The organism is Spirochaetales bacterium (assembly GCA_016930085.1).
Classification (GTDB): domain Bacteria; phylum Spirochaetota; class Spirochaetia; order SZUA-6; family JAFGRV01; genus JAFGHO01.
This window is the reverse complement of record JAFGHO010000075.1, coordinates 17,508-41,338: the sequence shown is the minus strand read 5'-3', so window position 1 is coordinate 41,338 and position 23,831 is coordinate 17,508. Positions and strand designations below refer to the sequence as shown.

General features: G+C 50.8%; 18 protein-coding genes and 1 tRNA gene. 5 read left to right on the top strand and 14 right to left on the bottom strand.

Going from position 1 to position 23,831, the window contains the following annotated elements:
- Positions 1–553: 553 nt before the first annotated feature.
- Together JW881_13510 and JW881_13505 are read left to right on the top strand one after the other, a co-directional pair.
- A complete protein-coding gene (locus JW881_13510) occupies positions 554–2,800 on the top strand; it encodes an Ig-like domain-containing protein (GenBank protein ID MBN1698526.1) in 2,247 nt (748 codons plus the stop codon).
- Between the two features lie 983 nt (positions 2,801–3,783).
- Positions 3,784–5,118, top strand: a complete 1,335-nt coding sequence (locus JW881_13505) for a recombinase family protein (protein MBN1698525.1) — start codon at positions 3,784–3,786, stop codon at positions 5,116–5,118.
- Here JW881_13505 and JW881_13500 read toward each other — a convergent pair.
- A tRNA-Asn gene (locus JW881_13500) sits at positions 5,080–5,152 on the bottom strand. The genes JW881_13505 and JW881_13500 overlap by 39 nt on opposite strands.
- 102 nt (positions 5,153–5,254) lie before the next feature.
- Between JW881_13500 and polX the strand changes: the two genes are divergently transcribed.
- From polX to JW881_13485, 3 genes are all read left to right on the top strand, one after another.
- The gene (gene polX, locus JW881_13495) at positions 5,255–6,991 is read left to right on the top strand and encodes a DNA polymerase/3'-5' exonuclease PolX (GenBank protein MBN1698524.1); all 1,737 of its coding nucleotides are present in this window, start codon (positions 5,255–5,257) and stop codon (positions 6,989–6,991) included.
- Positions 6,951–7,601 carry an endonuclease III gene (gene nth / locus JW881_13490; protein MBN1698523.1) on the top strand — a complete coding sequence of 217 codons (651 nt, stop codon included), beginning with the start codon at positions 6,951–6,953 and terminating at the stop codon, positions 7,599–7,601. The genes polX and nth overlap by 41 nt, the downstream gene beginning before the upstream one ends.
- Before the next feature lie 79 nt (positions 7,602–7,680).
- Positions 7,681–8,724 (top strand): histone deacetylase, encoded by a 1,044-nt coding sequence (locus tag JW881_13485; protein MBN1698522.1) that lies wholly within the window; start codon positions 7,681–7,683, stop codon positions 8,722–8,724.
- On the opposite strand, the gene JW881_13480 is transcribed toward JW881_13485, so the two are convergent.
- The 13 genes from JW881_13480 to yajC form a co-directional block, all read right to left on the bottom strand.
- Positions 8,716–9,837, bottom strand: a complete 1,122-nt coding sequence (locus JW881_13480; protein ID MBN1698521.1) for an Ldh family oxidoreductase — start codon at positions 9,835–9,837, stop codon at positions 8,716–8,718. The genes JW881_13485 and JW881_13480 overlap by 9 nt on opposite strands.
- Positions 9,838–10,178: 341 nt before the next feature.
- On the bottom strand, positions 10,179–10,517 hold the full coding sequence (locus JW881_13475) for a PilZ domain-containing protein (GenBank protein ID MBN1698520.1): 339 nt from the start codon (positions 10,515–10,517) through the stop codon (positions 10,179–10,181).
- A 52-nt stretch (positions 10,518–10,569) separates the two neighbouring features.
- Positions 10,570–11,919, bottom strand: coding sequence for an alpha/beta fold hydrolase (locus JW881_13470; protein ID MBN1698519.1), 1,350 nt, complete (start codon positions 11,917–11,919; stop codon positions 10,570–10,572).
- 218 nt (positions 11,920–12,137) lie between these two features.
- Positions 12,138–12,818 carry a hypothetical protein gene (locus JW881_13465; protein ID MBN1698518.1) on the bottom strand — a complete coding sequence of 227 codons (681 nt, stop codon included), beginning with the start codon at positions 12,816–12,818 and terminating at the stop codon, positions 12,138–12,140.
- Positions 12,819–12,833: 15 nt separating this feature from the next.
- Positions 12,834–13,952 (bottom strand): peptidylprolyl isomerase, encoded by a 1,119-nt coding sequence (locus tag JW881_13460; GenBank protein ID MBN1698517.1) that lies wholly within the window; start codon positions 13,950–13,952, stop codon positions 12,834–12,836.
- A gap of 18 nt (positions 13,953–13,970) precedes the next feature.
- Positions 13,971–14,501 carry a nitroreductase family protein gene (locus JW881_13455; protein MBN1698516.1) on the bottom strand — a complete coding sequence of 177 codons (531 nt, stop codon included), beginning with the start codon at positions 14,499–14,501 and terminating at the stop codon, positions 13,971–13,973.
- Between the two features lie 19 nt (positions 14,502–14,520).
- Positions 14,521–15,876 (bottom strand): 3-deoxy-7-phosphoheptulonate synthase, encoded by a 1,356-nt coding sequence (locus tag JW881_13450; protein ID MBN1698515.1) that lies wholly within the window; start codon positions 15,874–15,876, stop codon positions 14,521–14,523.
- A 51-nt stretch (positions 15,877–15,927) separates the two neighbouring features.
- Positions 15,928–16,815, bottom strand: a complete 888-nt coding sequence (locus JW881_13445) for a radical SAM protein (GenBank protein MBN1698514.1) — start codon at positions 16,813–16,815, stop codon at positions 15,928–15,930.
- A 54-nt stretch (positions 16,816–16,869) separates the two neighbouring features.
- Positions 16,870–18,852, bottom strand: coding sequence for a transketolase (gene tkt, locus JW881_13440; protein MBN1698513.1), 1,983 nt, complete (start codon positions 18,850–18,852; stop codon positions 16,870–16,872).
- Between the two features lie 26 nt (positions 18,853–18,878).
- The gene (locus tag JW881_13435) at positions 18,879–19,508 is read right to left on the bottom strand and encodes a metallophosphoesterase (protein MBN1698512.1); all 630 of its coding nucleotides are present in this window, start codon (positions 19,506–19,508) and stop codon (positions 18,879–18,881) included.
- Positions 19,509–19,558: 50 nt separating this feature from the next.
- Positions 19,559–21,115, bottom strand: coding sequence for a protein translocase subunit SecF (gene secF, locus JW881_13430; protein ID MBN1698511.1), 1,557 nt, complete (start codon positions 21,113–21,115; stop codon positions 19,559–19,561).
- Positions 21,112–23,205 carry a protein translocase subunit SecD gene (secD, locus tag JW881_13425; GenBank protein MBN1698510.1) on the bottom strand — a complete coding sequence of 698 codons (2,094 nt, stop codon included), beginning with the start codon at positions 23,203–23,205 and terminating at the stop codon, positions 21,112–21,114. The genes secF and secD overlap by 4 nt, the downstream gene beginning before the upstream one ends.
- 118 nt (positions 23,206–23,323) lie before the next feature.
- Entirely contained in the window at positions 23,324–23,674 is a 351-nt protein-coding gene (gene yajC, locus JW881_13420) for a preprotein translocase subunit YajC (GenBank protein ID MBN1698509.1), read from the bottom strand.
- Between the last annotated feature and the right edge of the window lie 157 nt (positions 23,675–23,831).

Below are 23,831 nucleotides of genomic sequence, written 5' to 3'. Positions count from 1 at the left end.
CGGCTCGGCTGGACAGACAGTCATCTGTTGTCTCTATTTTATCGATTCTATTCTTGACATCAACGACTTTTTCCTTCATACTGAATCCGCCTCCTGGGTGATTTTTGTTTTTTGCTAACTTATTTCACCACAAGGATGTATTTTTTTCAATAGGCAAAAATCACTCAGGTTAGGTAACAATAATATTGAATTTATTAAATATTTATGGTATATTGTCTCTAAACATAGATAAATACAGCTACATAAAGCTGTTACAAAACCTTGATTTATTGAATCATTTGAGACTTTCAATTACACAGACATCCTGATTTGATGAATTTCCAGTGATGTATACTGACAATTAATTAAATTGTCAGTATTTCCGATTGTAATGAGTTTGTCAGTTTCTATTATTATAACGAATTAGATGGAACAGCCAAGTGCAGGAAACTGACAAACTCAAAACAGAGGAGTATAAAGAAAAGGCCGGTTTTTCTGAATATTGCGTTTGACGATTTTAATAAAATTAAATGGTAAATAAAATACCTTTTAACAAAATTACCAGGAGAAAAATATGAAAAAACAATTATATGCGATGTCATTGATAATGACTTCTGTATTTATATTATTGACAGCATGTCCGAGTGTAGAAAAGTCCGGCGCTGATTCGGCTGTGGTGAGTGGTGTCAGCCTTAATACTCATGAAACAACAATAGTAACAGGCTATACGGAAGTGCTGACAGCAACAGTAACACCTGATACTGCCGAAAACAAGAAAGTAACCTGGACGACAAGTGACAGTTCCACAGCATATATTATTGATGATGGAAACGAAGTAACAGTCTATTCCCTGTCAGATACGGAAGAAACAGCTGTTATTACTGTAACTACGGAGGATGGCGGATTTACAGATACTTGTATAGTTACATCTATATTTGTGCATGTTTCGGATGTTGATTTGCCGGATGAAATAACGGTCTACATAGGAACCGAAGAAAAGCTTGTACCTGATGTATTGCCGGAGGAAGTATCCGAAGATAATATGGACTGGACGAATTCCAATGATCTTGTTGCAACAATATCAGAAGATTCCAGTGACCACAGTATAACAATCACTCCTGTTGCAGCGGGAGATACAGTAGTAACAGTAACCAGCGTAGACGGCGGATACAGTGATTCATGTACAGTACATGTGGAATGGCTGCCGGTTTTGGGTGTCAATATCATTGAAGATTCAGTGACAATCGGAGTAGGTTCATCACAGTCTCTCGTATATAATGTGCTTCCCGCGAATGCTTCCGATCCTTCTGTTTCATGGTCAAGTGATAACGAATCAGCAGCCACGGTAGATGAAAACGGTCTTGTCGAAGCAGTCGGGGTCGGTACAGCGACAATTACTCTTACAAGCGATGACAGCGCTGTAACTGATATATGTACGGTTAGCTGTGAATGGATTTCCGTTACAGGTATAGAACTTGATATTACAGAAACCACTATAAATGCGGGAGATTCAGTAACGATTACACCCACTGTAATACCCGGGAACGCCAGTGATAGATCAGTAATATGGGAAAGCAGCGACACTTCGGTAGCCACAGTTTTGGGCGGAGAGGTAAAAGCACTGTCAAGAGGAGATGCGACAATTACTGCAACAACTTCGGATGGCAGTTTTACAGCCTCGGCTGAAGTAGAAGTGGACTTTAACATTTACCGCCAGCTGGGTCATTGGCTGGACGAAGAAACCACAACGATGTTTGGAGAACAGGTAGTTGTCTGCGGGGATTATTTTGCGGCGACCAGAGATTATTACGGTGCAGGATACTCTTTATTACGAGCATATGAAAGAACAGATACAAATGAATGGCAATATGCCGATGTAATATCAAATTATGCATCTTCTTATGCAACCAATTTTTGGTCTGTTGCTTTGGATGAAAACTATCTTCTGGGCGGCGTACAGGTAAGTCTCGACCATGGAGGTGGTGGTATTTTCCTTGCCGTCGGTGATGGCGCCGGGTCCTGGACAAATGCGGACATCCTCATTTCTCCCTCCGGCGATGGAGCTACAGATGAATTTTCTGCATCAATTGATATCAGCGGAGATTATATTATCGGCGGAGCTCCTATGATCGATTCCGTGTCCGATGGAAATATCGGCGCAGCATATATATTCCATAAAACAGACGTTGATACCTGGGGAGAATACGCTGAGCTGCCTAATCCTGATCCCGAGCAGAGCGATTACTTCGGGTTCGACGCGGCTATTGATGGAGATTATGCGGTAATCGGCGCGTACAGGGATGATGAAATTGATACGAATGCAGGAGCTGTATATGTCTTCCAGAGGACCGGCCTGAATGCCTGGGGAAATGAAGTCAAGCTTACCGGAACATCAGCTAAAGAAAATGATCAGTTTGGATCTGAAGTAGATATCAGCGGGGATTATATTATTGTCGATAACAATAACGGTACGGGTGTATACATATACCACCGAACTTCCGCCAATATATGGGATTCAGGCGTACTGCTTGTAGACGGAGATACAGGATTACCGTTCATCGCTTCTTCGGTAGCAATTGACGGTGATTACGCCGTTGCAGGATACGATTACGGAAATATAGTACGCCTGTTTCAGAGGACAGGAGACAACAGCTGGGAAGAACTGGAAAAAATATATCCGCCTGATACAGATGCTGATCTTTTCGGACGTTCTGTTGATATTGACGGAAATTATATTGTAATAGGCGCTCCCGGAACTTTTGTTGAAGATGTATTCTTCGATAATTACGACGGGGCAGTATACATAGTTCATATTCAGTAATAAAAATAATTACCCCGCAATCATAATGCCGAAGTCCGCGAAAACCGGATAAGACTGATGGAATATGATTTTTACCGGAAGCACGATAACTGGGAATAAATCATCAACGCGATATTGCGGCGGGGCAGGAAAGCATGGGATGATGCCGGGCAAGCCATACATGATGCTCATGAACAGCTGTATGGTTATAAAGTGAATAGTGATGGGACAGTAACCATTGAACCGTTAGAGGCACGAATAATTAGAATGGTTTTTAATCTATTTTCAAAAGGATTTTCACCGCAATCGGTGAAGAAAGTAACAGACGAAAATGACTATCGCAATATGTCTGGTAATCTCTTTGTGAAAAACCAACTAACATCTTTAATACGACCAATATATGCGGGATATATACGATTGAAAAGCGGAAAGCTTATTCCAAAAATTGTATCGCCTATAATTTTATTAAAATAAGATTTATAGATGCTAATAAATAGCCAAACTATTTCTCCAACTATTTTCCAAAATTATTTTAAATTTCAGCCCTTCTATGTTACAATATGTCCCAAAGTTGTAAAGTTATGGAAGAAAATCGGAAATTATACAAGAAAATAGTTGAAGCTATAAGAGAAGCACAAGAACTAAATAAAATCCCTGCATTTGCTTATGCCCGAATTTCAAGTGATGTTCAGGACGATGGTAACTCTCGTGAAAACCAGGAAGAAAATGCTCGTAGTTATGCCACCCGTAATCATCTGCACCTTACCCAGATATTTAATGTGGTTGAAAGTGCTAAAAATGAAGGTCGCAAGGTATTTAACCAGATGTTGGATTTGGCTCTTTACTTTGGTATTAAAAACATTATCTTCAAATCCAGTGATAGAATGTCCCGCAATTTTCCAGATTTGAATAGAATAGAAAAGTTGGTAGATAATCAGGATTTTTGCATACATTTTTTTCAGGACCGAAGGATATTTTCAAAAGACTCAACACACACTGACAGAATGTATTTGGGTATTGAAACGACAATCAACAAACACTGGTCGGATAAAATTTCCTACGATGTTAGAATGGCAAACAAATACAAAGCCCTTAAAGGTGTTGCCCCTGGTAGGGCATTATTTGGATACTGTTACAACAAAGAAAAAAAGCAACACGAGATTGACCCTGCTGTAGAAAAAGATTTACGATATATTTTTGATAGCTTTGATACCGGCGATTATTCCCTGAAACAGTTTGTAAGGTTTATCAATAAAGCAGGGATTACCAACCGAACGGGAAAGAAATGGACAAAGGGTAATATGTATTCTCTACTTACTAAATGTTTTTATGCAGTGGAATTTCTTTATCAGGGCGAAGCCTATAAAGGAAATCATCAACCATATTTTTCAAAGCATAGATTTGAAGAGAGGATGAAAAGGTTGGAAAGCAGTTATGTTGGTCGCACTGAAAACGAACCTACATTTCTGCTTGCGAAATACTTAAAATGTTCCTGCGGTTTGATGATGACAGGAGACCTGAAAAAAGGAACCTATATTTATTACAAACACACTTGTCCTAATTCCCCACGACAGGTTTATATACCTGAAAAGAAGATTTTTGAGATGCTGGATTCTGCTGTCCGAGAAATGAGGTATTCGCCCGATTTTGCTGATAGGGTCAAAACTGTAGCAAAAGAAATCCTGGAACAGAGAGCAGAAAATAATAAAAAAGGCAAAAAAGACATAGCCAAAAGCATACTTCATATAGACGAGAAAAAGGATAAACTCATTGACCTGTTTATGGGAGGAGAAATAGATAGGGACTCTGTAAAACGGAAAATGGATGAGTATGACAGAGAAGCAGGACTCTTATTAGAACGACAGAAATTGCTCAATTCAGATTATAGTAAAATTATTCTTGAAGTAATGGATTTGGTAGATGAACTTCGGGACAATCCGATAAAGTTCCTCGCAGAATCCTATAATAAAAAGACAAAACTTCTGGGGATAATGGCTGATGGGGTGATTATAGATAATGATGTCGCCCAGATTCTTTGGAAAGAGCCGTATAAGTTCCTATTGAAGAACGAGATATTAGAGTTCAAATCTAAATATGAAAAGGCAAAAAAAAAGGCACTCTACGAGGGTTCGCAGAATGCCAACTTACTCCCCCGGACAGACTCGAGACTGCCCGCACAAGACTGCTTCGCAGTCTTGTGCCTGAAATATTTCATCGCTTCACTCGAAATATTTCTTCGCCACTTCTCACCTGACCGGAAGAGCAAAAAAAATCCCGGCTTTTTGCCGGGATTTTTCTCGCTCCCCCGGACAGACTCGAACTGCCGACCTAGTGGTTAACAGCCACCCGCTCTACCAGCTGAGCTACAGGGGATTGTTATTGAACGGGTAAATATAACCAGAAATGAAAAAAAATGTCAAGTGCCGCGCTTTAATATTTTCATTTTTATATAAATATGCGATACTACGGGCTGGTATGGACAATCGGGACATCGCGGATATCCTCCGCGACATCGGTACCTACATGGAACTCATGGGCGAAAACCCCTTCAAGACACGGGCCTTTCTGGCCGCGGCCCGGTCGGTCGAAACCTACCCGGAACCGCTCGAACGCTGCGCCCGGGGCGGCAATCTCCCCGCGATCAAGGGTGCCGGGGCCTCGATCCGGAAAATCATCATGGAGATTCTCGCTGACGGCATGTCGTCCGACCTCGAAGCTCTCAAGGCGTCGATCCCGGAAGGCGTCACGGAACTTCTTACCCTCCAGGGAATGGGGCCCAAAAAGGTGCGGGCGGTCTGGAAGACACTCGGGATCACCGGCCTGGGCGAACTCGAGTACGCGTGCAGGGAAAACCGCCTTCTCTCACTCGATGGGTTCGGTGAAAAAAGCCAGGAAAAGATCCTCAAGGCGATCGAGTTCAGAAAGACGAACCGTGGAAGTTTTCTCCTCCACGAAGCGGCGGCGGTCGCGGAAGAGATAAAAAAGATACTCGAAGCCTCGGGTTTTTTTAAATCGGTCACGGTCGCGGGCAGCCTCAGGCGCGGGAAAAAATACGTGAAGGACGCCGATATTCTCGTCGTCCCCAAAACCGGTACGCCGCCGGAAAAGATCGCCCCGTCGCTTATCGGACTTGCGGACTCAGACGGGATTATCGCTTCGGGGCCGACAAAAGTATCGATCCGGCGTCACGGCCTCCAGGTGGATTTCAGAATCGTCCCGGAGGAATCCTCAGCCGCCGCGCTCCAGTACTTCACCGGTTCGAAAGAACACAACACGATGCTGAGGGGCAGGGCAAAGGATGCCGGCCTGAAACTGAACGAGTACGGGGTTTACCGGGGCGATGAACGCCTTGCCGCGGAAAAGGAAGAAGACGTCTACCGGCTGCTCGGTCTTCCGTGGATCGCCCCCGAATTGAGGGAGGCAGCGGGTGAAATCGGGGCGGCTGAAAAGGGCGCACTTCCCCGCCTTATCGAAAAGACCGATATCAGGGGGATGATCCATGTCCATTCGAACTATTCCGACGGCAGGTACACCATCAGGGAACTCGCCGAAGCATGCAAACACCGCGGGTTTTCGTATCTCTGCCTTACGGATCATTCCCGAAGCGCCTATTACGCGGGCGGGCTTTCGATCGAACGCCTTCGGGAACAGAATGCGGAAATAAAGCGGATAAACGAAGAGACCGCCCCCTTCCGCGTCTTTTCAGGGATCGAGTCCGATATTCTTTCCGACGGAAGCCTCGACTACCCCGACGAAGTACTCGCCTCACTCGATTTCACGATCGGCTCTATCCATTCGAAGCTCACCATGAAAAAGGAAGAGGCGACCGAACGCCTCGTCCGGGCGATCGCCAATCCCTGGCTGACAATATTGGGCCATATCAGCGGGAGGCTGCTCCTTTCTCGCGATGGCTACCCCTACGACGAGGAACGGATCCTCGACGCACTCGCCTCCTCCGGTGCCGTTCTCGAACACAACTGCAACCCGCACCGCCTCGATCCGGACTGGGAGTTTCTCAAAAGGGCGAAAGAGCGGGGCATCCTCATCTGCCTGAGTCCGGACACCCATGATATCGACGGCTTCGACGATATCGCATTCGGCCTCACCATGGCGAGGAAGGCGTGGTGTGAAAAGGCGGACGTGCTGAATACTCTGACGGGAGATGAAATCGATGGATACTTCAAAAGAAGAAAAAAGCAAAAGGGCGCTTGAAATACTTTCGATACTCGAATCGGTCTATCCCGATCCCAAACCCCTGCTCGATTACACAAACGCGTTCGAACTCCTCATTGCCACGATCCTGGCCGCGCAATGCACGGACGGGCAGGTCAACAAGGTCACCCCTGCGCTCTTCAAAACATACCCGGACGCGCGGAACCTCGCCGCCGCCCCCCTCCCCGGCCTCGAAACCATCATCCGCTCGACCGGATTCTACCGCAACAAGGCAAAGGCGATCAAGAACGCCTCGGCGGCCATTGTCGAACGCTTCGGCGGCGAGGTCCCGCAAAGTATCGATGAAATGGCGTCGCTTCCCGGCTGCGGCCGCAAAACGGCCAATGTCGTCGCGGGACATTGTTTCGGCATCCCGGCGATCATGGTCGACACCCACCTGAAACGCGTCGCGGACCGCCTTTCCCTGAGTACATCGGCGAACCCCGACCGGATCGAACGTGAATTGCGTGAGATTATTCCCGAAGAAAAACAGACCGGTTTCTCCCTGCACGTAAACTATCACGGCAGGTACCGGTGCAAGGCGAAAAAACCCCTTTGTCCCGAATGTGAAATTACCCGCTTCTGCCCCTACCCGAATAAAACGGCCTGATTTCGTAAAAACGAAAGTTTTTTATTGACGACCGCCTTTCTCTTGCAACATTTTATTTTTTGTCATAGTATTGAGACCGATGCGGACGGGATACGTTTACGACGACATTTTCCTGAAACACGATCTTCCCGGCCATCCGGAAAACCCCGGGCGGCTTCGGGCGATCATGGAGTACCTCGAAGAACGCGGGCTTCTTTCCCGCATGGTGAAGGCAGCGGCAAGGCCTGCTTCCGAAGACGAACTCTGCACCTGCCACCACCCATCGCTCGTCCGGCTCGTCCGCGAACTGTGCAGCGAAGGATACGGCCAGATCGACGAGGATACCTACGTTAACCAATATTCGTATGAAGCAGCGTCCATGGCGGCGGGCGGAATGATCGACCTGACCCGTTCGATTCTCGCGGGCGACCTTTCGAACGGCATCGTCCTGGCCAGGCCGCCCGGCCATCACGCGACGACCTACCGGTCCATGGGCTTCTGCCTCTTCAACACGGTCGCCATCGGCATGAAAGCCGCCCTGAAAGATCCATCATGCAAAAAAGCGGCCGTCGTCGATATCGACGTCCATCACGGAAACGGAACGCAGGAGATTTTCTATAAGAATCCCGCCGCGCTGTACGTCTCGATACACCAGTACCCCCATTATCCGGGAACCGGGGCGCTGCTCGAACGGGGCGAGGGAGAGGCGGAAGGCACGACCGTCAACATTCCCTTTCCCCCATTCGCGGGCGACCACGCCTATACCGGCGCCTTTACGAAAATCGTTCTGCCGGTACTCGACCGTTTCCGGCCCGATTTTATTTTTATCTCCGTCGGCTTCGACGCCCACCGCGCCGACCGGCTCTCGGAGACGGGACTCGGGCTGCGCACCTATCACTGGATGTGCGGGTCGCTTGCAGCCGCCGCGAAAAAACTGTGCTCCGGCCGTATCGTCTTTTGTCTTGAAGGCGGGTACAACCCCGGCGTCCTCGCCGCCGGAACCGGCAACATCGTGCGGAGCCTCATCGGTGAATCGTCGTTCGACGACCTGTCCTTCGACGACACTTCGTTCGGCGAGGCGGAACCGGAATGCGACGTGACCGCGGTGCTCAAGAGCGTCGAACACCTTCACAATCTATGCTGACAACACCCCGTCGTACCCCGAAAGGCCGAGTCCTTCTTTCATCCTGACAAGCTGTTTCATCAGGTTTTCGTTCACCGGGATGCCGCCGCGCTTCCTTAAGACCTCCGTCTCGTATTCCTTTTCACCCGCGGTGTAAATCCTTTGTTGTCCCGGTTCCTTTTTCGAGTTCCTGAGCCGGCGAAGGATCTCCCCCGCCGTCTTTTTAAAGCGCGGAAGCGGCAGGAAATTCTCGATATTGATCGCGGCGAAAAAATGGCCCAGCCGGTACGGCGTTCGGTTCCCGTCGTCGTCGTACCCGCTCAAACCTTTCAGAAAGGCGCCGTCCTGAAGCGCGGCGGAAAGGATCTCGATCATGATCGCCCACCCGTATCCCTTGTGGCCGCCGAGTTCCTCGCCCGCGCCCCCCATGGGCAGAAGGGCGGCGGTCCCGTCCACAAGGTCTTTGAGAAGTTTTTTCGTTTCCGTATGGGGCTTTCCCTCCGCGTCGATCGCCCACCCTTCGGGGGTGGGTTTCCCCGCCCGGTCGAGGAGTTCGATTTTACCGCGTTGTGAAATCGAGGTCGCGCAATCGATGAGAAAGGGAAAGGGTTCGTCCGTGGGAGCGCCGAATGTCAGCGGATTGGTGCCGTACATCGGTTCGACCCCGAATGTGGGCGGAATCGAGGGACGCGCGTTGGTGATACTCACCCCGACCATCCCCGCCTCGACCGCCATAAGCGCGTAGTAACCCGCGATCCCGAAATGCGTCGAGTTACGGACCGCGGAGCTTCCCATACCGTACATCCTGGCCTTGTCGATCGCCAGCCTCATGGCCTTGTATGCGACGAAATGGCCCATGCCGTGCCCGCCGTCGATGGTCGCCGTTGTTTCCGTTTCCTTTACGATCGTGATGTCCGTGACCGGTTTCTGGATCCCTGCTTTTATACGGTCATAATAAAGGGAGAGCCTCCCGATACCGTGCGAATCGATACCCCGAAGGTCTGCGGTTATAAGCACATCGGTACAAACCCGCGCTTCCGCCTCTGGAACACCAAGACCGCAAAAGACATCAAATGTGAACCGCCGCAGCACCTCGACATCGATATTGACGTGTTTTACATCGTTTATATCCATCATTTTCTCCTCATCTGTCTTTTTCAAAAAACGGCCGCTTTCATCAATGCCAAAGATATCCGTAAAGCCGCATCCCGCCGTTCCCGTTACCGGCTGCCCAAGTGTAAAGAGATTCGTCACATCTGTCAAGAAGCCCCACATTCCGGCCTTGACAGGATGAGGCTGGACGAGTAGGTTGTCGTTATGGGCCTTGAAGACAGGGATTACATGAAATGGAATCCGCCGAGGAAAAAAACGCCGCAAAAACCGTCACTCTGGAAACGGATAAAATTCCGGCTATATACGTTCTTTCGGAAGCAAAACCCGGATCGTGAGCGGCGGGGATGAAGACGTGAGTTTTTCTACATAATAAAAGTGGCTTTATCGACGAACTTGCTCAGCAGTTCGACATCCGATCGTTCGATTTCGATAAACTCGATACCATTGATATAATATTCTTTTTCGCTGATATAATCTTCCCAGATGACTTTCCCGGTCACCTTGATTTTTCCGGAACCCGCAGGAAGCGTGAATTTGAGATCCAGAATCTGGCCCGGGATCAGCGACGAACGCGTTATCAGGCAGATACCGCTTTGGCTGAGATTTTTGGAATCAGCTCCGTAGGAGGCTTGTTCCCGACTCATATTGTACTCCACATCCAATGAGATATTAATACGTTTGTGTCTTCTTCGTTCTTGCATACGCTTTTCCTCCCTATAAACTCATCCGGGCCGACGGCCTTCCGTTTATCGTTTACCTGCCGGTTTTGTGCCGTGAAATCCATTCGCATATATCGTCGATGACCGCGCGGTCGACGTGGCCGGGCGTCTGATATTCCTGCGGCGTGCTTTTACCTTCCCCGCTCATGAAAAGATGATTGAGCCGCTCGTACAACCTGAACCCGACATTTTCCTTTCCGCCGAGCGAGGCTTTCCACGCATTGAAATCTTCGACCGTTACCTGGTAATCGCGCGCCCCCTGCAGGATCAGCAATGGCCGGCTTATTCTCTTTGCCGTATCGATCGGACGATAATCACGCAAATCGAGCCAATAGGCCGCCTGCAATCCCATAAGCTTTTCTTTCGGGGTATCGGGGGCGAGCCCTTCACTCTTTATAAGCTCTGCCGCCGTCTCCAGTTCGCCGATCTTCTTTTTATCGTCTTCAGAGATCATCCCGTCGAGCCGAGCCAGATAAGCGGTCTGTTCGAGAATGATATCTTCGAGTTTCCTTGTCGGGCCCGCCATGATGATGAAGCCGGCGATCTCCTTATCCAGAGAGCCGATCCGCGGGGCGAGCATTCCGCCGAGACTGTGACCGAGAAGAAAAACACGATCGCTGACTATTTTTTCCTCCCCGCGAAGCAAAGCGGCCGCCCGGATCGCGTCCGCGATCGTTTCTTCCATGACGGTGATGGTGTGTTCTTCCTTTACAAGAATCGCCCCGTAATGCTTTGTCCGTTTCTCGTACCTCAACACGGCTATGCCGTTCGAAGCGCACCCCCACGCGATGTCGCGAAAAGGTTTGTTGGGACCGACCGTCTCGTCCCTGTCGTTCGGTCCCGAACCATGAACCAGAACGAGGCCGGGAAACGGTCCTTTGCCGCGGGGTACGGTAAGCGTTCCCGGCAATTTCCACCCGGCCGTTTCCACGATCACTTCCTTTTCCTCGAAAAAACCGGTCTTTACGTAGTCCGGCGGGACGTAGGCAAGGGCCGAATAGGCGGGGACGACCGTGAGTGAGGTGATTGTTTTTCGCGGGGTGAACGTGATTTTTACGTCGATCGCGCCGGCTTCGAATTGACAGGTGATATACACCGACCTGAACTCGCCCGTTACCTCGCTCTCTTCATTGAGTACGTTCCTGAACGTTCCGTACGGCCGGACGAATCCTTCCCACCCGGCGATAAACGCCTCTTTCGAGACCTTGTTTTTGAGAAGCAGATTACATTGCCGGTATACTTCATCATAATGCTCTCGGACAAGGTGATCGACCATTTCCCGTGCGAGCATACCGCACTCCTTTTGACCGGGAGGGCCCGCGCCGCATCCTTCCCCCAGCATGAGGACACAGGGAAGGGAGACGAACAACGCGAAGTTTTTCATGGTTCAATCCGCCCTTTTGCCTGAAATACCGTGACGCGACCGTTCCACGCGATCGATCCTTAAAAAAGGGATCCCGCGGCATTTCACATCGGTCCGCCTCTATCAATTGTAGGGTGAGAAGCAGCCGTTTGTCAAATCCGATTCGGGAAAAAAGACAGGGCATCGGGAAGCGATAACGACCCAAACGCGAAACTCAATATCCGAACGGGGAAGGCATGTCACGGAAGGTCCCGCATGCGGACGACGGCCGAGCCGAGTCCCGCCGCCACAAGCAGAAAACCCGGCAGAAAAAGCCACCACAGGAAATCACGGGGCATATACGTCGAAAAACCTTCGGGCCCCTGTTCCAGCAATATCCGCAGCCCCGGTTCGAGAAAAGCGGCAAGGCAGAGGATGCACCCCAAAAGAAAAACAAGAAAACCGGGAAGTGTGAACGATATATCTCTTGAAGAAAGAAGCACAATGCCGCCCCAGACAATAAAGAGAACGGAGATAAGGGCGGGACAGAGCCACGGCCCCAACCAGACCCAGGGAATGAGAAAGAGGACATCCCACTCGAGGAAATCGAGCGGCCAGTTGATGAACACCTTCAGCCACAGATAATAGGTGAGATCCCATATGCCGAAGATAAGCACGAAACAGGCAAAAACCCGGACCGGCTTTTTCTTTTCGACCAGAACCGCGACTGCCAGGATCATGACGACCGTCGCCGCCTCCCTGCAAAGTTCCAAAAGAAGATCCCCGCGTGAAAACATCGTAACGGGAAATATCAGTCGGATATTGCCGGGGTAGTAGAGTTCGCGCAGATACACGACCAGGGCCGCTTCAAGTAATCCCATGGCAACGGCATACAGAACGATCCAGATCAAGACGAACCGGTAGTCCTTTCTCGATTCCATACCTCACCCTCTCATTTATTGTTGTTCCGATCCCGCGCGCGGCGCCGCTTCTTCACCCGCTTTCCCTAACGGAGAGGTAAAAACCCAGCCGCCGGAAGAGGATACGCCATCGGAGGCCGTTTGCGTATCATAATCGACAAGCTCGATCCTGAAAATGAGAAAAGTATCTGGTGGGACGAGTCCGGGTACTCCCGATCCGCCGAAACCATAGTCCGGAGGAACGACGATCACCCTCGATTCGCCCTTTTTCATCTGCATGATCGTCTCTTTCAATCCCTTGATGATATCGCCGGTGATAAATATCGAATAATCGGTTGAGCTTTGTGAACTCATGATAACCGACCCGTCGGGGAGTTCGACCGTATAGACAATGACGAGTCTGTCTCCTTCTTCCGGGGGTTCACCCTCCCCTTCCCGTTCGATCAGATCGGCCAACCCCTGGGGATTTTCGGCAACCCCCGGCAGGCGCCGCTCGAGCTCCAGGCGCTGATTTTCCATCACACTCCGCTTCCGGTCCCGTATCCTGTTCGTCACATTGCCCCGAAGTTTCTCGAACATATCGTCATCGACCCTGAATGCGTTTGCCGCGCTTCCAATCCGTATAACGGTCGCTTTCTTTATATAATCTCCCCGCTGAAGGGCATCGACGGTTTCCGTGCCGCGTATCACCCTGCCGAAAGCGGGCTGCAGGCCGTCGAGCCAGGGGGCGGGGACACGGTAAACGGCGAACCCGCTTCCATGGACCTCGTTCCCGCACCTGACCATCGAAATGGTATAAGGGACATTATGCGTTACTCCCGGATTGGATTCATATGGTATCGTATAACCGGGACCGCCCCGGCCGTCACCGTAAGGATCTCCGCCTGCGACCATGAGATTGTCTATGACATCGTAAAATACGGTATTTTCGTAAAAACGGCGCCCGATGCTTCCGCCGTCTTTGAACAAACCGGAAGCAAGACCGACGAAATTGGAAACGGTCATCGGCAGTTTGTCAAAGTCGAGTCTGAGAGTAAACGTCCCCCTGTTTGTTTCGATATCCGCATAGAGTCCGGGAGGAAGGTTCCTTCCGTCATTCTCGCAGCAGAAAAAAAACAAGAGGCAGACAAGGGTAATGAAAACAAAACGAATCATTGTCATCGCGCCGCCCGCCTATTCTTCTCCGCCGTATTCATTGTACCATGCCCGCTCCTCAAACGGCTTTTTTTCCTTTTGCGCGCATGATTCCACGGGGACACCCAGGGGCAGGATGACCCGGACCTCCCGGTTATCCGGCAGACGCAGCAGGCGTTTCAGCTTTTCCGCCTTTCCGTCAACACGGATATTCCCGTCGATCCACACCGATGCGTACCCGAGCGCGGTAATCGCCAGCAGCATGTTCTCCGTTGCCGCGGCGCAATCCTCGACCGCGAACGAAATCCCCTTGTAAACCGGGCGGTGTTCGACGATACAGGCAATGACCGCCTTCGCCGACGAGACGACCGGTTTTTTCACGATACCGGCTAAGTCCCGGAGCCTGGATTCATCGTCGACAATGACAAACGCCGTTGTCTGTTCATTTCTCCCCGAAGGGGCCCGGATTCCGGCATCAACGATCCTTTCGAGATCCTTCCTCGGGATCGGAATGTCCCTGAAATCCCCCCGGTAACTATGCCTTTTTTCAATCGCCGTAAAAAGATCCATCGATATATATCCTCCGTTTCTATGTTTTAATCAATTTCGCGATGAGAAAGGCCATCTCCATACTCTGCGCGTAATTGAGACGGGGATCGCAATATGATTGATAATTCCGTGAAAGATCGTTGGCCGTCAGGTCGACCGCCCCCCCGATACATTCGGTGACATCATCGCCGGTAAGTTCGAAATGGACGCCGGACAGGATGCTCTTCCGGTCCCGGTGGATGACATAACTTTCCTTCAATTCCCCGAGTATATTGTCGAAATTCCGTGTTTTCACTCCGGTTTCGGTGATATCGGTATTGCCGTGCATGGGATCGCAGCTCCAGGTGACCGACTGGCGGGATTTCCGTACTGCCGCAATCAGGCCGGGAAGAACGTCGCCCGCCCTGTCCCTGCCGAGTCTCGTGATGATCGTGATTCTTCCCTTTTCGTTTTTCGGATTGAGTATGCCGATCAGACCGGTCATCTCATCCTTGTCGATTGACGGACCGATTTTTATGGCGATCGGATTATCGACCCCCCTGAAATATTCGACATGCGCGCCGTCCGGATGCCTGGTCCTTTCACCGATCCAGAGCATATGCGCTCCGCAGTTGAGGTAACGGCCGAGCCGTTCATCCCGTCTCGTCATCGCCTCCTCATAACCCAGGTGCAGCCCCTCGTGCGAGGTATAGAACTCGATACTGCCGAGTGTATCGGTATTGACCCCGCCGAATGTTTCCATAAAACGTATCGCATCGAGGATCTGTTCCAGAATGTCGCGGTATTCGGGCCATTTTTCAGTTTGTTCGATTTCATAGAGATTCCATGTAAAGGGCCGGTGCAGGTCGGCGAACCCGCCCGCGATCAGGGCCCGGATATAATTGATGGTGACAGCCGAATGATAAAAACTTTCCAAAAGCCTCAGACTATCGGGCTCCCGCTTCGCTTTCTCCGGATCGTAACCATTGATGCCGTCCCCGCGGTATACGGGAATCTCGACGCCCTTTATCACTTCCGTTTCATTGGAGCGGGGTTTCGAATACTGCCCGGCGATTCGTCCGATCCTGATGACCGGTTTTCTCGCCGCATAGGTGAGGATCACACTCATCTGCAGAATGATCTTGAACTTGTTGGTGATCGTCCTTTCGTTGCAATCGATGAAACGCTCGACGCAGTCCCCCCCCTGTAAAATGAATCCTTCTCCTTCCCCCGCCTCACCGATTTTCCGTTTGAGACGGTCGATTTCACCCGGTGAAATCAAGGGCGGATAACTCGTAAGCCGCCCGATCACCCTCCGGTACCCCTCATCATCCCGGTAGACCGGCTGTTGAAGCGCCTTTTTATTTTGCCAGCTCGAGGGGGTCCATTCGTTTTTTCGTTCGGCTTTTTCATCCATTATCCGCAACTCCCGTATCGGAAATAGTATTTTTCGGTTCGAACATATCGTCTAAAACAGCAGGGAACCGGGATCGTCCCATTTCGTATAAAGTTTGCAGTTCGGTCTCAGAATGAGGTATTTGAGTACTTCCTTCGCCTCCACATTCATGCAGTCGTCGTCGAGCACCGTTGAAATACCCGAAACCGAATAGCGAAGCGCGCCGAAGGGGAGGCGTTCGAGTTTTTTTCCCTTTGCGACGATATGCTCCTTGATCGCGAGGAGCGTCGCCTCACACGAGCGATGTTCGTCGATCCATTCGTTGATCTTCCCCACCTCTATGCCGTCCGGTTCGGGCGTTTTATACAACACACGGAATGTCAGCTGGTCTGCCCCGAGCCGCAGCGCCCGTTCGAAAACCGCTTCAGGGCGTTTCCCGTTATAGAAATCCGTCATGTTCAGCGACAGACGGAGATTGAAATCGAGCTCCTTTATCTCACGGCACAACGAAGCGATATCGACCTTCAGGTTGTCCGGGGTACGATTGTAATCGGCGTTTTCGTCGTCGGAAAAGATACTCGAAAGGCTGACCGATATGGTTGCGATCTTGATTTCGTTTCTGAGCCATTTGAGCTTCTCCCGGTCGAGACCCGCTCCGGCGGTTTGCAGCTCCATCCAGCGGAAAGGATGTTCGAGCGACTGGTTCCATGTCGAGAGGTTTTCGAGAAAACCGGGATTGAGAATCGGTTCTCCGCGCCCCGTCAGAATGATGGTATTACACCCGTTATCGCGGGCAAACGCGAGCCGGGCCATATAATCCCTCCGGTACAGATGCTTTAACCGTTTGTTTTTCTCGATCTGATTGATATAGTGGCTGTCGTCGTGAAGCCGTGAAACACAAAACCGGCAACGGTTATAACAACCCGCGGGAACCACGATTGATAATGTCTGGACTTCCATGCCTTCGCCTCCGGAACATCAATACATACGTTCCATTCGATTGAACGCCGGAGATTACAGACGGTCGATGTGACCGCACACCGTTTCCTCGGTCAATCCAAGGTGATCCGCGACTTCATTCCCCGGTCCCGACTCCCCGAAGCGTTCGATCGAGACGATCCGGTCGCCTTCGCGCGAAAGACCGTGCCAGCCCATGCCGATTCCCGCCTCGATGAGCAGGCGGCGGGCGTTATCCGGCAGGAGTGAACGCCGTATGGCGTCATCCTGTTCCAGAAAAAGCGACGGCGCGATCATGGAGACCACGCGTATTTTTCTCGCGCTTCGTTTTTTTGCTGCGGTGATCGCCAGCCCCACTTCCGACCCCGAGGCGGCAATCACGATTTCCGGTTCACCGTCCGAATCCATGGCGATATAGGCGCCACGCCGTATATGGTCCTTCCATTCGGCATCGTGTTTTTCGAAAACGGTGAGATTCTGACGCGTCAGAAGAACGGCGACCGGCCCGTTTTTCCTTTCGAGCGCCATCCGCCATGCAGCTGCGGTCTCCTGCGCGTCCGCCGGCCGGAGGACGAGGAGGTTGGGGATGCTTCGCAGCGCGGTAATCTGTTCGATCGGCTGATGTGTCGGCCCGTCTTCACCCACGAAAATCGAATCGTGCGTGAACACATAGATGACGGGTAGCTTCATGAGCGCCGCGAGACGAATCGACGGCCGCATATAATCGGAGAAAATGAGGAAAGTGGCGCAAAAAGGGCGTATCCCTCCGTGAAGGGCCATACCGTTGACGATCCCCCCCATGCCGTGCTCGCGTATCCCGAAGTGCATGTTTCTCCCAAGGGGCTGATCCCGCAGGAAATCGCCCATTCCCTTCAGTTCGGTATTATTCGACGGAGCGAGGTCCGCGCTTCCCCCGATCAGATTGGGGATCGAAGGGGCGATCGCGTTGAGGACCTTCCCCCCTGCGCTCCTGGTCGCGAGTTTTTCACCCACGGAAAACTCCGGATACGGCAGATGTCCGGGAATTCGTTGTTCGAAATAATTCTTCCACTCCTCAAACAGCGCCGGATTCTCCGATTTCCACGCATCAAAGACTTCCCGCCATTCTTCGTACGCCGCTTTCCATACTTTCCCCTTCTCCCTGAAATAAGCAATCGCCTCCGGATGAATATAAAACCGTTCGTCCGCAGGGATTCCCAGTGCCTTTTTTGTCGCCGAAACCTCTTCTTCACCCAGCGGCGCGCCGTGCGTTTTGTGCGAGCCTTCGAGATTCGCCGAACCCTTTCCGATCACGGATTCGAGGAGGATGAAGGACGGTTTATCCGTTACGCGGCGGGCCTCCGCGGCCATTCGTACGATCCCCCCGATGTCGTACGCGCTGCCCGACTGGACATGCCAGCCCGAACTTTTAAAGCGCCCGGCGACATCATCGGAAAAAGCGAGATCCGTCGATCCTTCGATCGTTATCCTGTTCGAGTCGTAGAACAGCACGAGTTTGCCGAGGCCGAGATGGCCGGCGAGGGACATCGCCTCGAAAGCGACCCCTTCCATTAAATCCCCGTCACTCGCCAGGACGTAGGTATAGTGATCGATGACCGTGTGTTTGTCCGTATTGAAACGGGCTGCGAGCATTTTTTCCGCGATCGCGAATCCGACGGCGTTCGCGACCCCCTGACCGAGGGGACCCGTCGTCGTTTCGACCCCCGGCGTCATGCCGTATTCGGGATGGCCCGGTGTTCTTGAGCCGAGCTGCCGGAAACTCTTGAGATCGTCGAGACTCACATCATAACCTGAAAGATGCAGGAGGGAATAGAGAAACATGGACCCGTGCCCGGCTGAAAGGACGAACCGGTCGCGATTAATCCAGCGCGGCTCCGGCGGACAGTGGCGTAAAATTTCACCGTATATTACCGAACCGAGTTCCGCGCACCCCATCGGCAATCCGGGATGGCCCGAGTTCGCCTTCTGGACGCCATCCATGGCGAGTGATCGTACGGAAAGGGCGACAGAAGCGATCGCCTTCATGGTTACAGGCGTCATCGTGTCATTGTTATTACCGTCATTCATCACAATTTCCTCCTCTGTACATCAATACCGTTATCGTTTATATCGATCGAACAATAATTGCCATCCTTGAACGCGCCCGGGTTGACACAGAGACACGTTCCGATCGTATCCGTCCCGGCGGATTCATGGATATGCCCGCACAGGCACAGATCGATACCATTTGTTTCAATTATATCACGCACTGCCTGCGACCCGACATGGACGCTTTTCCCCGCCACATCGAGTGACGTATCCCGCGGCGGTGCATGAGAAACGAGAATTTTCATTATTATCCCTTCGGAAGATGCCAGTTCATCGAGCGCATCCTTGATAATCCCGCCGAGATTCCGGTCCTCATATTCCATGGGTGTGTGAAAGGGAGTCGGGTTGCTTCCGCCCAGACCGATAAAACCATATCCTTCTTCGACAAAACATTTACCGTGAATATTGATACTCTGCTCCTCGAGGAACTCGAGCACCCCTTCCCTGTCCATATTTCCCGGTATCGCCAGGATCCTTTTACCGGAAAGGAGGAAGTGTTCCAGCACCTTTGTCGCCTCCCTGTATCCGCCGAGCTGAGTGATATCGCCGTTCAGGACGACGATATCACAATCCTTTTCAATCTTTAATACCGTCGAAATATGCTTCATGTCTCCATGAATATCCGAAACACACAATATTCGCATGGCATCTTTTGCCTTTATCTCTTTTTCTTTTTCTTTTTCTTCTTTTTCTTCTTCTTCTGTCCTTCTTCAGCCTGAAGAGTTTCCGCTTCGGCGGACTGCTGCTCCTCCGGATTTGCTTTTTCCTTCACCTTTTTCTGCTCGGGTTCAGGAGGAGGCGCGGCGGACTTTTTCCCGTACATCACTTCCTGCTTTTCCTTTTTCTTTTTCTCCTTGACATTCTGCCAGGTCAACAGAATCGGAGACGCGATAAAGATAGAGGAATAGGTACCGGAAATAATACCGATGATGAGACTCAAGGCGAAATCCTTTATTACACCCGTTCCGAAGATAAAAATGGCGGTGACCGCTATCAATGTGGTGAGCGAGGTGATGATCGTTCTGCTCAACGACTGGGTGATACTCGTATCGATGATCGATTCCCTGTCCATATCGCGAAGCAGCTGGACGTTTTCACGAATCCGGTCGAAGACGACGATCGTATCGTTCAATGAATAACCGATAATCGTCAGGACCGCCGCGATGGTCGACGCCGTTACCTCGATCTGGAACACTCCGATAAATCCGAGCATGATCAGAACATCATGAATAAGGGCGACGATCGCGCCGATTGCATATCCAATCTTGAACCTGACCGCGACATAAATGAGGATCAGGATCATGGCGAGCAGAACACTCCACAATGCGCCCGACAGAAGCTCCTGGGACAAACTCGGTCCGACAAAGTCGCTTTTCGGAAGCAATATCGATTCCCGCGGGAATTGGCTCGCAAGGAGTTCCTTGACACGGGCTTCCGTGATATCGAGAAGTTCCGTATCTTCGGGAGTTCCGGCATCTTCCGGTATTCCGGCATCTTCCGGTGTTCCGGCATCTTCCGGGGCCTCAGCGGCGGTCCCTTCATCTCCCTGTTCTCCCGCATCCGATCCTTTATCCGGCGCCGCCATACTTCCTTTATCCGGCGCTGTTTCATCTTCGCCGTTCGCACCTTCCGTTTCGACATAATTGCCGATGCTTATTTTGAGCATAAACTCCTGACTCAATTCGTCACCGATCTGCTGTACGGAAATATCACCGAGCGGTTGAAGCGCCGAACGGACTGTATCAAGCGAGGCGAATATTTCGTCCCGGCTCTGTACCGGTATATGAAAGAGGAGCCCCGATCCTTTGGAAAGGAGTTTGGGCTCGTCCTGCGAGATGATCTTTTCCGGTGAAGCGTTTTCGTATGCCCTGATCGAGACATCCATTCCTTCGATACGCTTCAGGTCGGCTGCAAGCTGACCGACGGTTTCATAATTTTGAAGTCTGAATTCGTAGCGGTTTTCTTCTTCTCCCATGTCGAGTTTCATCGTAAGGACACCGCCCATAAGCCGTACCTCGACAAATCCCTCGCCTTCGTAATCGATTGAAAAGGCCACCGGTGCGATCTGAACCTGCATATTGAGCCCGCCGGTAAAATCGATTCCCAGATTGAACTGTCCCCAAAAAAGTGTTCCGACGCCCAATCCGATGATGAGAAGCAGCGAGATGATGAACATGACAACCCGTATTCTGGTAAATTTAATCACTTTTTTCATTTCGAGACCCTCCAGCCGAGGCTTAAGCGCTTGGCCTTGAACACATCGGTAATAAAATCAAACATCAGTCGTGCAACAAAGAGTGCCGTTATCATCGAGCAGACGATGCCGATGGCAAGCACCCATGCGAAACCCTGTATCGGTCCTTTCCCGAAATACGCCAGAACGACCGCGGCAATAAAGGTCGTTATGTTCGCGTCGACAATAGTGAGAAAGGCCTTTGAAAATCCGGTGGAAACAGCCGCCTTCCTCGACTTCCCTATTTTATACTCTTCCTTGATACGTTCGAAAATAATGACATTCGCATCCACCGACATACCGATGGTGAGGATAAACCCGGCGATACTCGGAAGGGTAAGGGTAAAATTCAGCACGGAGAGGGCCGCGGCCATCAGAAAGAAATTGAGGCAAAGCGCGACATCCGCGACGATCCCGCCGCCCTTGTAATAGACCAGCATAAAACCGATCACGAGTATTACCCCGAGTAAAATGGCATTGAGTCCCTGATTGATCGAATCTTCCCCGAGTGACGCCCCGACCGCCTCCTGCGCGATGATTTCGAGGGGAACGGGAAGCGCCCCGGTACGAAGGACGAGGGCGAGGTCCTGTGCTTCCTCGACCGTGATTCCCTGGCCCCTTACCTGGACCCTGTCCCGAATCGGTTCCTCGATCGTGGCCTGGAACTTGATCTTGTCGTCGAGAAGAATGGCGAGGGTTTCCTTTTCGTTATCCGAGGTCAGCTTGTAAAAGCGTTCACCGCCTTCCGAACTCAGGTTGAAGGTGACGATCGGTCTCAACATCGTCGGATCGCGCTGAACCTGGGCGTCCTCGATATAATTACCCGAAAGTCCGATCGCCTCCTGGATAACGGCGTATCCTTCCGTCTCGTCGTTCCCGTACTTGTCCTTTTTCACCACCTCTCGGGCGACGGTGCCGGCGGGGATAATTCCCTGGGCGCGGAGGCTTTCCGTGTCCAGTCTGAAGTTCCCGCCCGATTTTTCGATGTATTCCCGGAGTTTGTCCGTCGCTTCCTTGTCGACGATATGAAAGTTGAGCCGCCCCTTTCCCCGGATGACGCCCCTGATTCGTTCGGGGTCGGCGACGCCGGGAAGTTCGATAATGATCCGTTCCTCCCCCTGTCTCCTGATCTGGGGTTCCGTTACCCCGAACTGGTCGATCCTGTTGTTGAGGATTTCGAGTACGCGTTTCATCGCGTCTTCCCGCTGTTCGGTGCTGATCGGTTCACCCCTGTCTTTCGCCATTTCCTCGAAATTAGCGCGGATCGTTATTTTCATCCCGCCCATCAGATCGAGGCCAAGTTGAACCGTTCCCCTTCTCGTTTCCTTGAGGGCGGTAATTTCGTTATGATAATGATCCTCGATCGCCGTCATCATATCCGCCCTGCGTAAAAAGCATTTGAAAGCGGAGGTGACGGTTGCAACCGGGGGGCCGGATTTTTTTATGCTTTTGTAGTAGAGATCGATATTTTTTTTGAGAAATCCATACTCTTTGGGTAATGGAATATCCACGATTTCACGCTGGAAAACCTCTTCAAAAATCGACCGGTTGATGATTATGAAATACCCGTCGGGGTATTCTTTTTCCGAAGAGGCATATTCTTCCGCCTTGTCCCTCACCCGTTTGGTCAACTCGAAATCCTCGAACGCCTCCTCATCGTAGAAAAGCCCGTCCCGTATAATCCGGTTCAGTTCCGACACAAAGTCCTCTTTCATCCCTTCGGTCACTTTCTTTTCCGCCTCATAGCCGGAGACAAGTGCCCGCCCCTGATCCGATAGCTTTTCTTTCAGGAAGGCATAAAGCGGCTCTTCCCCCTTTTTCAGCTTCGTAAGGAGCATTTCGGGATTTTTCAGATTGGAAACCGTATAGGGCTTAAGGAGAAGTTCTCTCAATTCGTCGATTGCTTCACGGGCTCTGTTCTGGGCATACACTTTTACCTGTGCATTCGAGCTCGACGACAATTCTCTTTTGGTCTCGTCAAGCTGGACATACCACTTGAAGGTCGGGTAAAGAAAGAAAGCGGCCACCCCGAGGAGAACAAGAATAATGACAAATCTGAAACGCTTACTCATCTGTTTCGCTCCATGAATAATATTTGATTATTGTACTATTTCGTTTCCGTTGTATCAATAGTATCCGGTCGGGAAATTACCGGAGGACCCGGTACGTTCAAGAAACGCTCGAGAAGCCTCAAGAATCCGTTTCTTCTTCCCCTTCATCGCTTTTTTTCACGACCGTTTGTACGGCATCCCGCGCAAACTCCAGTTTTGTATTATCATCGACTTTTATGACAACGGTTTTTTCCTTGACGCCGACGATTGTTCCGCGAATCCCGCCGATGGTTTGAACCTTATCACCCTTTTTCAATGCGTCGAGCATTTCCTTGAGTTCTTTCTGTTTTTTCCTCTGCGGTCTGATAAGAAGAAAGTAAAATACGGCAAAAATGGCGACCATCATCACAATCGTGGGGACCATACCCATCAGTCCGTCCTGGCCCTGGCCTGCCTGTAATAATGGAAGTGTTGAAAACATTTGACTCATGATATCTCTTCCTTTTTCGTTTTAATATTGTCAGTTATTGAAATAACAGATGTGAGCAAGAGTAACACGAATAATAAATGAGAGTCAAGGAATAAATGGTTATTTTGTTCGATCTTCCGCCGTGTTGCCGGAATTTTTCTTTTATCACCCCGAAAAC

What these genes read in the sequence shown, in the direction of transcription:
- JW881_13460 (MBN1698517.1), bottom strand. Translation starts at nt 13,952, where the DNA reads ATGATTCGTTTTGTTTTCATTACCCTTGTCTGCCTCTTGTTTTTTTTC.
- JW881_13465 (MBN1698518.1), bottom strand. Translation starts at nt 12,818, where the DNA reads ATGGAATCGAGAAAGGACTACCGGTTCGTCTTGATCTGGATCGTTCTG.
- JW881_13480 (MBN1698521.1), bottom strand. Translation starts at nt 9,837, where the DNA reads ATGGATATAAACGATGTAAAACACGTCAATATCGATGTCGAGGTGCTG.
- JW881_13505 (MBN1698525.1), top strand. Translation starts at nt 3,784, where the DNA reads ATGTATTTGGGTATTGAAACGACAATCAACAAACACTGGTCGGATAAA.
- JW881_13455 (MBN1698516.1), bottom strand. Translation starts at nt 14,501, where the DNA reads ATGGATCTTTTTACGGCGATTGAAAAAAGGCATAGTTACCGGGGGGAT.
- secD (MBN1698510.1), bottom strand. Translation starts at nt 23,205, where the DNA reads ATGAGTAAGCGTTTCAGATTTGTCATTATTCTTGTTCTCCTCGGGGTG.
- JW881_13435 (MBN1698512.1), bottom strand. Translation starts at nt 19,508, where the DNA reads ATGAAGCATATTTCGACGGTATTAAAGATTGAAAAGGATTGTGATATC.
- secF (MBN1698511.1), bottom strand. Translation starts at nt 21,115, where the DNA reads ATGAAAAAAGTGATTAAATTTACCAGAATACGGGTTGTCATGTTCATC.
- nth (MBN1698523.1), top strand. Translation starts at nt 6,951, where the DNA reads ATGGATACTTCAAAAGAAGAAAAAAGCAAAAGGGCGCTTGAAATACTT.
- polX (MBN1698524.1), top strand. Translation starts at nt 5,255, where the DNA reads ATGGACAATCGGGACATCGCGGATATCCTCCGCGACATCGGTACCTAC.
- JW881_13510 (MBN1698526.1), top strand. Translation starts at nt 554, where the DNA reads ATGAAAAAACAATTATATGCGATGTCATTGATAATGACTTCTGTATTT.
- JW881_13485 (MBN1698522.1), top strand. Translation starts at nt 7,681, where the DNA reads ATGCGGACGGGATACGTTTACGACGACATTTTCCTGAAACACGATCTT.
- JW881_13450 (MBN1698515.1), bottom strand. Translation starts at nt 15,876, where the DNA reads ATGGATGAAAAAGCCGAACGAAAAAACGAATGGACCCCCTCGAGCTGG.
- JW881_13445 (MBN1698514.1), bottom strand. Translation starts at nt 16,815, where the DNA reads ATGGAAGTCCAGACATTATCAATCGTGGTTCCCGCGGGTTGTTATAAC.
- tkt (MBN1698513.1), bottom strand. Translation starts at nt 18,852, where the DNA reads ATGACGCCTGTAACCATGAAGGCGATCGCTTCTGTCGCCCTTTCCGTA.
- yajC (MBN1698509.1), bottom strand. Translation starts at nt 23,674, where the DNA reads ATGAGTCAAATGTTTTCAACACTTCCATTATTACAGGCAGGCCAGGGC.
- JW881_13475 (MBN1698520.1), bottom strand. Translation starts at nt 10,517, where the DNA reads ATGCAAGAACGAAGAAGACACAAACGTATTAATATCTCATTGGATGTG.
- JW881_13470 (MBN1698519.1), bottom strand. Translation starts at nt 11,919, where the DNA reads ATGAAAAACTTCGCGTTGTTCGTCTCCCTTCCCTGTGTCCTCATGCTG.